We start from the raw sequence: 12,187 nt of genomic DNA, 5'->3' as shown, positions 1-12,187 counted from the left end.
AACAAAAGACAGTAAAAAAATAGACTTACTATTTTTTAAATACTATTATAATCTTTACTAATAATTTCCAATTTTTATTGCTGCTTCTGCACAACGCTCTCCGTCCATAGCAGCAGAAACGATTCCTCCAGCATAACCACCACCTTCTCCACACGGAAAAAGACCTTTAATTACGGGGTGTTCTAAATTATCATTTCTAGGGATGTTTACTGGAGAAGACGTTCTAGATTCTACACCAATTATATTAGCTTCTTTGGTGTAATATCCATGCATTTTTTGGCCAAAGGCAGCAAAGCCTTTACGCAATCTGCCTCCAATAATTTTAGGGAGTAAAGAATGCATAGGTGAAGATTTTAATCCTGGTTGATAAGAGCAATCGTTAAGTGAATTAGAGAGTTTTCCTTCAACAAAATCAGTTAACCTTTGTGCGGGTGCAGTCTGGTTTTTTCCTCCAGCCGTATAGGCTAGTTTCTCCAAGTCTTTTTGAAATTGAAGGCCTTTTAAGGCTCCTAAATGTTCGTATTTTTTAAAATCTTTATCAATGTCTAATTCGACAACAATTCCAGAATTTGCAAATTTGTTATTTCTTTTACTTGGAGACATTCCGTTAACCACAACTTCACCATTAGCAGTAGCGGCAGGCACAATAAAACCACCAGGGCACATACAAAAAGAATAAACACCTCTATGGTTTACCTGTTGTACCAAACTGTATGCAGCCGCGGGCAATAATGAATCTCTATCGCCTTTGCAATGGTATTGAATTTGATCTATAATTTCTTGAGGATGCTCTACACGAACCCCCATAGCAAAAGATTTTGCTTTAAGCGCAACTTTTTTTTGATGGAGTAGCTCGTAAACATCTCTAGCAGAATGTCCTGTAGCTAAAATAACCGAATTTACTGTCATTTCTTTACCATTCTGTAAGTGAATGGCTTGAAGATTATTGTCTTTAATTACAAAATTTACAACCCTGGTTTCAAAATGAATTTCACCACCAAATTTTAATATGGTTTCTCTTATATTTTGAATGATTTTTGGCAACTTATTAGTACCAATGTGAGGATGTGCATCAATTAAAATTTGCTCTGTAGCACCATGATAAACCAAGTTTTCAAAAATGCGTCTTACATCTCCTCGCTTTAAGCTTCTTGTATATAATTTACCGTCAGAATATGTACCAGCTCCACCTTCTCCAAAACAATAATTAGAATCTTCGTTTACCTGATGGTGTTGATTGATTGCTCGTAAATCTCTACGTCTGTCTCGTACATTTTTTCCGCGCTCTAAAACGATGGGTTTGTAACCTAATTCTATACATCGTAAAGCAGCATACATGCCAGCAGGACCAAAACCAATGATGTGAATTTCTTTAGCGTTTGACACATCTTTATAATCAAAATCATAATCCGATTTTTCAGGAATTGCTTCATTAATGTAAACAGCTACCTTATAATTAAAGATAATATCTTTTTTACGAGCATCTATAGATTTACGCAACACTTTTACTCCTGAAATTTCTGCAATAGCTATCTTTAATTCTTTAGAAGCTTTAAAGCGTAAAATATTTTCTTTTCGTTCTTCAATTAAATTTACACGAAGTTGAATTTCTTTAATCATTAGGCAAAAGTAATGAAATTAACTGTTGGAAATAAACCTCTGTAATTTGATTTTGATTGAAAAATATCGGATTATTTTTACAATATTAAAAATCCAATAGCTGTAATAAATACACATAAAGGCAGTAAAAAATAGTAAATAAGGCCTTGTTTTAAAGATGAGAAAGTAACCCCAACTTAATTTGTTTTAATCATTCTATCATTTCCAAACAGGTCTTTTTTCAGTATTGTGTTTTTAAAACCTTTTTGAAACAACATAGCTGTAGTTTCTTTGCCTAAATATTGATTGATTTCAAAAAAAAGTAGTCCGTTTTTGGTAAGATGATTTTTTGCTAAATTAGCAATTTTTTTGTAAAAGACTAAGGGATTTTTATCATCTACAAATAATGCCAAATGAGGTTCATTCTGTAAAACATTATTTTTGATTTCTACTTTTTCTAATGCTCTAACATATGGTGGGTTAGAAACAATAATGTCAAATTGTTGAGGTAAGGTGTTGGTATTTAAAATATCCATTTCTATAAACTTAATCTCAACATTATTTAGTACAGCATTTTTTGCAGCTATTGTTAATGCATCTTTAGAAACATCAATTGCCGTAATTTCTACATTTTTTATTTTTTTTGCCAAAGCGATGGGTATACAACCTGTGCCTGTGCCAATATCTAAAATAGAAATTTTTTGATTATGATTTCTCATTGCATTAATTTCTAGAATAATCCATTCTACAAGTTCTTCCGTTTCTGGTCTTGGAATAAGGGTATGTTTATTAACTAAAAAAGGAAAGCCAAAAAACTCTGTTTCTCCTAAAATATATTGTATGGGTTTTTCTTTTAAAAGTTGTTTTGTGATGGTTTTGAGTTCAGAGACTTTTTCTGCCTCAATTTTAAAATTAGGTTGTAAAACACTGTCAATACGTTGTAAATTGAGTTTGTTTTCTATCAACAAAAAGAAAAAAGTATCAATTTCTGTTTTAGGATAACTATCTACGAGTATATTGAAAAAAAAAGTTTTGAATTCTTTTAAAAGCATAGTTTTATAATAATGGGCTAAAAAAACGCGACAATCTTTCTAACGTTTTTTGAGTTTTAGATCTTTTTAAAAATTCGTCTAAATGAACCTTTTGAGCCTTGTTTTTTTTATCATCAAATTCTTGTCTTATTTCTGCTGTTATTTCTTTATTGTACAGAATAGCATTGAGTTCATAGTTATGTTCAAAGCTTCTACAATCAAAATTTGTAGAACCGATAGAGGCAATTTCATCATCTATAAAAATAACTTTACTATGTGCAAAATCATCTCTCAAATAAATGTCTACACCAGCTTTTAATAGAATTTCAAAATAAGAGTACATACTGTAGTTGGCAATTTTAGAATCACCCTTTTTGGGGAGTAAAAGCGTCACTTTTATTCCACTTAAAGCTGCTATTTTAAAGGCTTCTAATATTGAAAATGTAGGAATAAAATACGGATTCAATACACAGATTGAGGTTTCTGCTAAATTTATAAAACTAAGGTATTGTTGCATTACTACAGATTGCTCATAATCTGGTCCGCTAGAAACTATTTGTATTTTAGTGTCATTACTTGCTGTATGGCAAGTGGTATACTTTCTATCTTTACCTAAATCTATTTCTGTGGCGTAGTAAAAATCTTTAATAAATGATTTGTGTAAATTAAATACTGCTTCACCTTCTATTTTTACATGTGCATCTTGCCAAATGCCTAAAAAATCATCGTCTGTAATGTATTCATCAGTAATATTAACGCCTCCTGTAAAACCAATTTTATTGTCTATAACACATATTTTTCGGTGATTTCTATAATTTAAGGTAAACAAAAAATAACCATATCTTAGAGGTGTTTCTGGATATATTTCTATGCCAGCATTTTTTAATTCTTGTTTTGTTTTTTTACTAAGAGAAAAGCTACCTAGCGCATCATATAAAATTCTAACTTCAACATTTTCTTTTCTTTTTTGTTTTAATAAATGGATAAATTTTGAGAAAATTTCACCTTCTTCAATAATATAATATTGTAAGTGAATAAAATCGGTTGCGTTTTCAATGGCTTCAAAAATAGATTCAAACGTTTCTTTTCCGTTTTTTAAAACAGTAACTTTATTTTTTTTAGTAAGGGAAATACTGGTGTTTTTATAAATTAAATGAGCAATTTTTTTTGCTTTTTCAGATTCTAATTCTTCAGCTATTTTATTATCCTTACTGTCTTTAAAAGTCTCTTTAATATAGTTTTTTCTCTTTTTGGTTTCTTTGAGTTCAAAAAACTTAATCTTTCTGCGGTTAATTCCGAATAAAATAAAAACAAAAACACCTACAAAAGGAAAAAGAAAAGCAATTAAGATCCAACTTAAAGATTTAGAGGGTTTTACGCCGAAATATAAAATATTGTAAAAAGCCCAACTAAATAGAATAAGATGTAAAAAAGCTAAAATATAGTAAATCAATGCCTTTAGTTTATTTGTTTAATCATCCAAACATTACAGTTGTAATGTGCTGTATTGCCCATGGGTTTGTTTAAATTGATAAAACCATTTTTTTGATAGAGTTTAACAGCAGCTTCCATGTAAGGTAACGTTTCTAAGTAACAACTTTCAAAACCGAAGGTTTTTGCTTTTTTTAAGCAGATAGTAATCAATTGAGCACCCAAGCCTTTTCCTCTGGCAATGGGTAAAAAATACATTTTTTGTAATTCGCAAACGTTTCCGTCATATTGGTCTAAATGTGCAATTCCTGCACCACCAACAATGGTATTAGCGTGTTCTACAACAAAATAAGTGGCTTTGGGTTTTTGGTAGGTTTCAAACATCATATCAGTAGCTTTATCTTCATAAGCTGTTCCTACTTTTGGGGCACCCATTTCTACAATAACGTTTCTAATAACTGTAGCAATTTGAGCATTATCTTTAGGTTCAATTTCTCTGATTATAAAATCTTTTGTTGTCATTTATTCCCTTATTTTTGCAAGAGCAATTTACCCAATTTTTAAACATTTTAGATGAAAAAACACGTATATTTTGTCCTTTTAGTTATACTGATTTCTGGCTGTTCAGTAAATAAACAACCTATTTTTTTAAAGGTTGATAATATAAAAGTAATATCAGCAGTATCTGACACAATTCGTTTAAAAGCAGAAGCATTTTTTAAAAATCCTAATGATGTTGGTGGCAATATAACTACAGATGATATTAAGGTAATTGTCAATGATGCAGAAGTGGCTCAAGTATCTTCGAGCAAATTTAATGTCCCTGCCAGAAAAGAATTTATAATGCCTTTATATGTTATAATTCCTACTAAACGTATTTTTGAAAACAATAAAAACGGAATTTTAGGAGGATTGTTAAATGCTGTTTTAAATAAATCTGTTAAAGTACAATTTAAAGGAAATTTAGAATACCGATATTTGGTATTTAAAAGAGATTTTGTAGTGAATCATATACAAGAAATAAAATTATAATTGAAACACGAAACCTATATAAAAAGATGTTTGCAAATAGCTAAAAAAGGTATGGGTACAGCACGCCCTAATCCTTCTGTAGGTGCTGTAATTGTATATAATGATGTGATTATTGGAGCGGGTTTTACTTCTGTTTACGGGCAAAGTCATGCAGAGGTAAATGCAATAGCCTCTGTACAAGATAAATCACTTTTAAAGGAAGCAACTATTTACGTTACTTTAGAGCCATGTGCTCATTTTGGAAAAACACCACCTTGTGCAGACTTAATTGTAAAACACCAACTTAAAAAGGTAGTTATAGGTTGTGTAGACACCAATAGTTTGGTTTCTGGAAAGGGAATAGAAAGACTAGAAAAAGCAGGAGTTCAAGTAGTTGTAGGTGTTTTAGAAGACGAATGTAGAAGACATCATAAACGTTTTTTTACAAATCAAGAGCAAAAACGTCCTTACATCATTTTAAAATGGGCAGAAACCAAAGATAGGTTTGTAGCTCCGTTAACCAAAAATAAACAACAGCCAGTTTGGATTTCTAACACATACTCTAAGCAATTGGTACATAAATGGAGAGCGGAAGAGCATGCTATTTTAGTAGGAACAAATACTGTGTTGGCAGACAACCCAAACCTAACGGTAAGAACTTGGTCTGGGCAGAACCCTATTAGAATTGTGTTAGATAAAAATCTTAGACTACCAAAAGAAGCTAATGTTTTTGATGGTGCTGTAAAAACTATTGTGTTTTATGCTATCGAAAAACAAAAGAAACTACAAGAAAACTTAGCTATAAGTAAAAATGAAACAGATAATACTAGCCTTGTTTTTGAAGCTATCGATTTTTCAAACGCAATAGCATCTCAAATTTGTCGTAAGTTACATGGCCACAAAATTCAATCTGTAATCATAGAAGGTGGTACCCAAACCTTACAAACATTTATTGATGAAAATCTTTGGGATGAAGCCAGGGTTTTTATAGGTGATATTTCTTTTGAAAAAGGAATTAATGCTCCTGTTTTAAAGAAAAATCTAAAAAAACAAATTTACATCAAAAATGATGTTTTAAAAATATATATGAATGATTAAAAATATCATTTTCGATTTTGGAGATATTTTTATCAATTTAGATAAAAAAAGATTTGCTTTAGAAATGCGACTATTGGGTATTTCTGAAGAAAATAAAGAAGTAAAATTCGTTTTAGATCAATACGAAATGGGTCTAATTTCTACAGAAGAAATAGCCAAATTCTTTGTAGTAAAAAACAATATTTCCCCAGAAAAATTTATGAAAGCTTGGAATTCTATTCTGTTAGATTTCCCTTTGCAAAGGTTAGCGTTTTTAAAAGAATTGTTTAAAAGTAAAAAATACAGACTTTTTCTTTTGAGTAACACCAACGACTTGCATATCTCTTGGATTCAAAAAAACTGGGGGCAAAAGTTGTATCAAGAATTTAAAGATTGTTACGAAAAGTTTTATCTATCTCATGAAATTCACTTTAGAAAACCCAACTTAGATATTTACCAATTTGTACTCCAACAAAATAACTTACTTGCCTCAGAAACGTTATTTATAGATGATACAAAAGTAAATACAGATGCAGCTAGTACTTTAGGAATTCACGTTTGGAATCTAAAACCAGGTACAGAAGATGTTACAGAGTTGTACACTAAAAAAGCAGATTTATTTTGATATATCTTTTATTAAGTATTAGTATTTCAACTGGTTTATTTGTTATTTTTAAATATTTTGGTATTTATAAGATAGATGTTTTAAAAGCCATAGTGGTCAATTATATAATAGCATTTTCTTTTGGTTTTTTATCCTATGAAAATGCAATTTCTATTACAGAAATACTACATCAACCTTGGATTTATGGAGCGTTTTTTTTAGGAGCGCTCTTCGTTGCTATCTTTTTTGTTATGGCAATGACTGCTCAAAAAAACGGAGTTTCTGTAGCTTCTATAGCGGGTAAAATGTCTGTTGTTATTCCTGTGTTTTTTGGAGTTTTTTTGTATGGTGAATCTGTTACTTTTTTAAAAATTGTAGGTATTACTATTGCGCTACTAGCTGTTTATTTAGCCTCTCTTAAAGAAGGTAAAAGTAATGCCCAAAAAGCAGGGTTATTATTTCCTGTGTTGCTTTTTTTTGGTTCAGGTGCTATAGACACAACTTTAAAATATGTAGAAGTAAATTATGTACCAGAAAATGAAGTAGCCTTATTTTCTGGAAGTGTGTTTGCTATTGCCGCTGTTTTTGGATTGATAATTCTTGGCGTAAAATCAATCAAAAAAACTACTCCTTTTGGAGCAAAAAATATTGTTGCAGGTGTGGTGTTAGGAATTCCTAACTATTATTCTATCGTTTTTTTAATTAAAGCTTTACAGAATAAAAACTTTGAAAGCTCTGTTTTGTTTACGGTGAATAATGTGGGTATCGTAATTTTATCTACGCTAGTAGGGTTGATTTTATTTAAAGAACAATTTAGTTTAAAAAATAAAATTGGTGTCTTTTTGGCAATTATAGGAATCGTGTTAGTTACTATAGCTTAATTATGATTAAAGATGTTTATAAAACCATAGCTAAACCATCCGAAGAAACACTCTTTAAAGAAAAAGGTAGTAAATTTTTCGGATACGCGTTTCCTGTATATACTGAGCAAGACGTAAAAGATTGCTTAGAAAATTTAAGAAAACAACACCATGCTGCACGTCATTTTTGTTACGCGTATCAAATAGGAATAGAACAACTAAAATTTAGGGCAAATGATGATGGGGAGCCTAATAATTCTGCAGGTTTACCTATTTATGGGCAAATTCAGTCTTTTGAAGTAACTAATGTATTAGTGGTTTCGGTCCGTTATTTTGGTGGAATCAAATTAGGGGTTGGTGGTTTAATTACTGCCTATAAAACATCTGCACAAATAACTTTAGGAACTTCAGAAATCATAATAAAAACAATTGATGTACAATTCAAGTTAAAATTTGAGTATGATTTGATGAATACTGTGCAAAGAATCATAAAAGAAAAAAACATCAAAATTATTCGTCAAAATTTAGAAATGGATTGTGAATACTTTATTTCTGTTAGAAAAAAAGAGGCATCTACAATTTTTACTGTTTTTGATGATCTATATAAAGTTGTAATAAAAATTATTGAATAGAAGCATCTAAAATTCTAAGCTATTTAGTAAATAATCAGGACATCTTCTGGGCTTCATTGTTTTACTGTCCATAAATGCCAAAACAGTGTTTCCAGTACAAAGCAAATCACTATTCTGATTAAAAATTTCATAATCAAATTCAATTTTTACCATTGGTTTTTTCTTAAGTACTGTTTTTATGGTCAATATATCATCGTACAGAGCAGATTTTATAAAATTACATTTTAAAGAAATAACAGGTAGCATTATTCCGTTGATTTCCATATCTTTGTATGTAACTCCTAAGAATCGTAACCATTCAGTTCGTCCTAATTCAAAAAATTGAGCGTAGTTACCATGATAAACAACGCCCATTTGATCAGTTTCAGAATAGCGTATTCTGGTTTTTGTAAAAAAAGTTTTCAATATTTTTATTTGAAATTTAAGCTGTTTATTTTACGTAAAAAAAAGTTAATAATCAATAGCAAATTCATTTTTTTTTACTGAATTTTATTCACATTTTTGTAGGGCTTAAGAAAAGATACAAAATCCCTTTGTAACCAATATATTAACCAAAAAAATAATCTACATTACCTAAATGACTATAACTGCTGACTCAGTTTGGATGGAATGCCTATCTTTTATAAAAGATAACATAAAGCCTCAAGCATATAAAACATGGTTTGTACCAATTAAACCGGTAAAACTGTCAGGAGAAGCATTAACAATACAGGTGCCAAGTAAATTTTTTTACGAATGGTTAGAAGAACATTATATTAAATTATTAAGAGTTGCATTAGTAAGACAATTGGGTAATGATGCTAAATTGATTTACGATGTAAAAATGGAAAACAATTATAGCAGTACTAGACCGCAAATTGTAAAAATTCCTAGTTCAAATAGAGATCCTTTAAAACCTCAAAAAGTTACCGTTTCTTTAGAATCTAACAAAAGAGAGTTAAGAAATCCTTTTATAATCCCTGGGTTACAAAAAGTAAAAATAGAATCTCAATTAAACCCTAATTATAGTTTTGCAAACTTTATAGAAGGAGATTCTAATAGGTTGGCACGTTCAGCAGGTATGGCAGTAGCTAATAAACCTGGAGGAACATCATTCAATCCTTTATTAATTTATGGTGGAGTAGGTTTAGGTAAAACACATTTGGGGCATGCGATAGGTGTAGATATCAAAGACAAATATCCAGATAAAACAGTGTTATATATTTCTTCAGAAAAATTTACGCAGCAGTTTATAGATTCTGTCAAGTCTAACACTAGAAACGACTTTATTCATTTCTATCAAATGATAGATGTACTTATTATAGATGATGTGCAATTTTTATCAGGTAAGGCAGGTACGCAAGATGTCTTTTTTCATATTTTTAATCATTTGCATCAAAATGGGAAACAGGTAATTTTAACTTCAGACAAGGCACCTGTTGATATGCAAGATATAGAGCAACGTTTGTTGTCTCGTTTTAAATGGGGATTGTCTGCAGAATTACAAGCGCCAGATTACGAGACGCGAATTTCTATTTTAGAGAATAAATTGTTCAGAGATGGAGTAGAAATGCCTAAAGAGATTGTAGAATATATTGCTAAAAACATAAAATCTAACGTTAGAGAATTAGAAGGTGTTATCATTTCTATGATTGCTCAGGCCTCATTCAATAGAAAAGAATTTTCTATTGAATTGGCAAAACAAATTGTAGATAAATTTGTAAAAAACACAAAAAAGGAGGTTTCTATAGATTACATTCAAAAAGAAGTTTCTAAGTATTTTGATATGGATGTAGCTACTTTACAATCAAAGACTCGTAAAAGGCATATTGTACAAGCAAGACAGTTGGCAATGTATTTCGCAAAAAGATTAACTAAAACCTCATTGGCCAGTATTGGAAATCAAATAGGTCAGAGAGATCATGCAACCGTATTACATGCATGTAAAACTGTAGATAATCTTACTGAAACTGATAAGCAATTTAGAAAATATGTAGATGACTTGACTAAAAAGTTAACTTTTTAGATAAGAGTTTAGTATTCGTTTTTCCTCATCAAAAAAGTCTTCATAATATATTTATGCAGACTCCGCTCTCTATAAAAATAGTTTCTTATTTTTAACAAAAAATAACATGCAAAAAATCTTAATGGTGTGTTTAGGTAATATTTGTCGTTCTCCATTAGCGGAAGGAATTTTGACATCAAAAGTTGATTCTGATTTGGTTTATGTAGATTCTGCGGGTACAGCAGCTTATCATGTTGGCAATTTACCTGATAAACGTTCTATTCAAATTGCAGCCAAACATGGTATAAATATTAGGAATCAAAGGGCTAGAAAATTTACAGAGCAAGATTTTGATAATTTTGATGTAATTTATGCAATGGATCAGAGTAATTATAAAAATATCAAATCATTAGCCAGGTCAAAAGAAGATGAGATAAAGGTTAAACTTATTTTAAATGAAACTCATCCTGAGATGAATGATAATGTTCCTGACCCCTATTATGGAGGTAATGAAGGTTTTCAAAATGTATACCAAATGTTAGACAAAGCTTGTGAAATTATAGCAAGTAAATTATAAATTCTCTTAAATCAAATAAAATGTTAGGTAAACTTTATTTAATTCCCACAACTTTAGGAGAAACAGAACCTTTAGAGGTTATGCCTTTGTCTGTAAAAAAAGTAGTAGAAGAAATTGACTATTACATTGTTGAAAATGAAAAATCTGCAAGACGCTTTATAAAAAAAATTTCGCCAAAAAAATCGCAACCTTCACTACGGCTTATGTTGTTAGATAAATATGCAGAAGAGTTAGAGACTAGAAAATATTTAGATGCTTGTAGAGAAGGGGTGAATATAGGTTTACTTTCTGAAGCAGGTGTCCCTGCAGTTGCAGATCCTGGAGCTTCTATTGTAAAATTAGCACATCAAAACAATATTCAAGTGGTTCCTTTAGTTGGTCCAAGTTCTATTTTGATGGCAATGATGAGTTCTGGTATGAATGGGCAAAATTTTGCTTTTAACGGATATTTGCCCATTGATAAAGGAGATAGAAAAAGAGCTATTAAAGATTTAGAGAGGCTTTCTAAAGATAAAAATCAATCACAAATTTTTATAGAAACTCCTTACAGGAATGAGAAAATGTTTAACGATTTAAAGTCTACCTTACTGCCAACAACCAATTTATGTATTGCAGCAGACATTACATTACCTACAGAATTTATTAAAACAATGATGATAAAGGACTGGAAGTATCAACAGCCAGATTTACATAAAAAACCAGCAATTTTTATTATTCAGAAATAAATAATTTAGACATTAGCTTTTCTATTAGCTATTATATTAGACACATTGTAGCCTCCAAATTTCTTCAAATACAATTGAATTGAAGCTCCATAAGCATCAGAAAAACGAATATCTCCATTGCTTCGTAAGAATTTTTTTACGTTTCCAGCTCCACTTAAATGAGCCGCAGCTAAAATACCAGATTCGGTAATTTTAATACCATTAATGGTTTTTCCAACAGAGCGTCTAATATCCTTTCTTAATATCCATTTATTTACTTTGCATAAAGCTAAAAAAGCACGCTCTTGTAATTCTGGGTTTTGTAAAAATGCTTGAGAATTGTTAATGCCAAATCTATGTAATGTGGTTTTGCCAAACTGGTATTTTCCTAAATAACCTAAGGTGTTTACTACTGTATATTTTCCTTGCGACTCTTTAAAAGCTAAAGCTTCTTTAAAGCCTACAAAATCTTTTTGTAAATAAGGAATGTTGTAATCAATGTTCTTTGGAAGATAAACTTTATCTAATACACTTGTTTTATTATCAATAGAAGTAGCATTGATAAACCCTAAAAACAAAATGCATAAAACGAAATATTTTTTGATATATATAATCTTTCTGTTTTGCGGGTGCAAATGTAGTGTCAAAAATAGTTTCTACTGATTATCAGTATGTTA

The 12,187-nt window shown here is 30.3% G+C and carries 14 protein-coding genes; 8 read left to right on the top strand and 6 right to left on the bottom strand.

The features are described from left to right. Positions 1 to 57 precede the first annotated feature (57 nt). The 4 genes from DUT90_RS05365 to DUT90_RS05350 form a co-directional block, all read right to left on the bottom strand. The gene (locus DUT90_RS05365; protein WP_114426097.1) at positions 58 to 1,620 is read right to left on the bottom strand and encodes an NAD(P)/FAD-dependent oxidoreductase; all 1,563 of its coding nucleotides are present in this window, start codon (positions 1,618 to 1,620) and stop codon (positions 58 to 60) included. 176 nt (positions 1,621 to 1,796) lie between these two features. Then, on the bottom strand, positions 1,797 to 2,651 hold the full coding sequence (gene prmC, locus DUT90_RS05360) for a peptide chain release factor N(5)-glutamine methyltransferase (RefSeq protein WP_114426095.1): 855 nt from the start codon (positions 2,649 to 2,651) through the stop codon (positions 1,797 to 1,799). Between the two features lie 4 nt (positions 2,652 to 2,655). Then, positions 2,656 to 4,083, bottom strand: coding sequence for a cardiolipin synthase (gene cls, locus DUT90_RS05355; protein WP_114426093.1), 1,428 nt, complete (start codon positions 4,081 to 4,083; stop codon positions 2,656 to 2,658). A 5-nt stretch (positions 4,084 to 4,088) separates the two neighbouring features. Then, positions 4,089 to 4,583: a GNAT family N-acetyltransferase gene (locus tag DUT90_RS05350; protein WP_114426091.1), complete on the bottom strand. Its 495-nt coding sequence runs from the start codon at positions 4,581 to 4,583 to the stop codon at positions 4,089 to 4,091. A gap of 51 nt (positions 4,584 to 4,634) precedes the next feature. On the opposite strand from DUT90_RS05350, the gene DUT90_RS05345 reads away from it, so the two are divergent. Genes DUT90_RS05345 through DUT90_RS05325 form a run of 5 tightly spaced genes read left to right on the top strand, consistent with a single transcriptional unit; the run spans position 4,635 to position 8,245 of the window. Further along, entirely contained in the window at positions 4,635 to 5,093 is a 459-nt protein-coding gene (locus DUT90_RS05345; RefSeq protein WP_114426089.1) for an LEA type 2 family protein, read from the top strand. 51 nt (positions 5,094 to 5,144) lie between these two features. Continuing rightward, a complete protein-coding gene (gene ribD, locus DUT90_RS05340; RefSeq protein WP_408962304.1) occupies positions 5,145 to 6,170 on the top strand; it encodes a bifunctional diaminohydroxyphosphoribosylaminopyrimidine deaminase/5-amino-6-(5-phosphoribosylamino)uracil reductase RibD in 1,026 nt (341 codons plus the stop codon). Continuing rightward, complete coding sequence (locus DUT90_RS05335; RefSeq protein ID WP_114426087.1) at positions 6,163 to 6,774, top strand: HAD-IA family hydrolase; 612 nt, start codon at positions 6,163 to 6,165, stop codon at positions 6,772 to 6,774. Before ribD ends, DUT90_RS05335 begins: the two co-directional genes overlap by 8 nt. Next, complete coding sequence (locus DUT90_RS05330; RefSeq protein WP_114426086.1) at positions 6,771 to 7,634, top strand: DMT family transporter; 864 nt, start codon at positions 6,771 to 6,773, stop codon at positions 7,632 to 7,634. The genes DUT90_RS05335 and DUT90_RS05330 overlap by 4 nt, the downstream gene beginning before the upstream one ends. A gap of 2 nt (positions 7,635 to 7,636) precedes the next feature. Then, on the top strand, positions 7,637 to 8,245 hold the full coding sequence (locus tag DUT90_RS05325) for a YigZ family protein (protein WP_114426083.1): 609 nt from the start codon (positions 7,637 to 7,639) through the stop codon (positions 8,243 to 8,245). Positions 8,246 to 8,251: 6 nt separating this feature from the next. On the opposite strand, the gene DUT90_RS05320 is transcribed toward DUT90_RS05325, so the two are convergent. Further along, complete coding sequence (locus DUT90_RS05320) at positions 8,252 to 8,650, bottom strand: thioesterase family protein (protein WP_114426081.1); 399 nt, start codon at positions 8,648 to 8,650, stop codon at positions 8,252 to 8,254. Positions 8,651 to 8,822: 172 nt separating this feature from the next. On the opposite strand from DUT90_RS05320, the gene dnaA reads away from it, so the two are divergent. The 3 genes from dnaA (at position 8,823) to DUT90_RS05305 (ending at position 11,531) form a co-directional block, all read left to right on the top strand. Next, positions 8,823 to 10,250: a chromosomal replication initiator protein DnaA gene (gene dnaA / locus DUT90_RS05315; RefSeq protein WP_114426080.1), complete on the top strand. Its 1,428-nt coding sequence runs from the start codon at positions 8,823 to 8,825 to the stop codon at positions 10,248 to 10,250. A gap of 106 nt (positions 10,251 to 10,356) precedes the next feature. Further along, positions 10,357 to 10,806 carry a low molecular weight protein-tyrosine-phosphatase gene (locus DUT90_RS05310; RefSeq protein WP_114426078.1) on the top strand — a complete coding sequence of 150 codons (450 nt, stop codon included), beginning with the start codon at positions 10,357 to 10,359 and terminating at the stop codon, positions 10,804 to 10,806. A 20-nt stretch (positions 10,807 to 10,826) separates the two neighbouring features. Next, positions 10,827 to 11,531: an SAM-dependent methyltransferase gene (locus tag DUT90_RS05305; protein ID WP_114426076.1), complete on the top strand. Its 705-nt coding sequence runs from the start codon at positions 10,827 to 10,829 to the stop codon at positions 11,529 to 11,531. 5 nt (positions 11,532 to 11,536) lie between these two features. Here the strand turns inward: DUT90_RS05305 and DUT90_RS05300 are convergent, their stop codons facing one another. After that, positions 11,537 to 12,157 (bottom strand): peptidoglycan-binding protein LysM, encoded by a 621-nt coding sequence (locus DUT90_RS05300; RefSeq protein ID WP_258848502.1) that lies wholly within the window; start codon positions 12,155 to 12,157, stop codon positions 11,537 to 11,539. Positions 12,158 to 12,187: the final 30 nt, after the last annotated feature.

Origin of the sequence: Polaribacter sp. WD7, from assembly GCF_003335085.1 — a bacterium.
Taxonomy (GTDB): Bacteria; Bacteroidota; Bacteroidia; order Flavobacteriales; family Flavobacteriaceae; genus Polaribacter.
Note: the sequence above shows the minus strand (reverse complement) of the source record. Positions and strands in the feature narration are given on the sequence as shown.

What these genes read in the sequence shown, in the direction of transcription:
- DUT90_RS05325 (WP_114426083.1), top strand. Translation starts at nt 7,637, where the DNA reads ATGATTAAAGATGTTTATAAAACCATAGCTAAACCATCCGAAGAAACA.
- DUT90_RS05335 (WP_114426087.1), top strand. Translation starts at nt 6,163, where the DNA reads ATGATTAAAAATATCATTTTCGATTTTGGAGATATTTTTATCAATTTA.
- DUT90_RS05345 (WP_114426089.1), top strand. Translation starts at nt 4,635, where the DNA reads ATGAAAAAACACGTATATTTTGTCCTTTTAGTTATACTGATTTCTGGC.
- prmC (WP_114426095.1), bottom strand. Translation starts at nt 2,651, where the DNA reads ATGCTTTTAAAAGAATTCAAAACTTTTTTTTTCAATATACTCGTAGAT.
- dnaA (WP_114426080.1), top strand. Translation starts at nt 8,823, where the DNA reads ATGACTATAACTGCTGACTCAGTTTGGATGGAATGCCTATCTTTTATA.
- DUT90_RS05310 (WP_114426078.1), top strand. Translation starts at nt 10,357, where the DNA reads ATGCAAAAAATCTTAATGGTGTGTTTAGGTAATATTTGTCGTTCTCCA.
- ribD (WP_408962304.1), top strand. Translation starts at nt 5,145, where the DNA reads ATGGGTACAGCACGCCCTAATCCTTCTGTAGGTGCTGTAATTGTATAT.
- DUT90_RS05305 (WP_114426076.1), top strand. Translation starts at nt 10,827, where the DNA reads ATGTTAGGTAAACTTTATTTAATTCCCACAACTTTAGGAGAAACAGAA.
- DUT90_RS05365 (WP_114426097.1), bottom strand. Translation starts at nt 1,620, where the DNA reads ATGATTAAAGAAATTCAACTTCGTGTAAATTTAATTGAAGAACGAAAA.
- DUT90_RS05350 (WP_114426091.1), bottom strand. Translation starts at nt 4,583, where the DNA reads ATGACAACAAAAGATTTTATAATCAGAGAAATTGAACCTAAAGATAAT.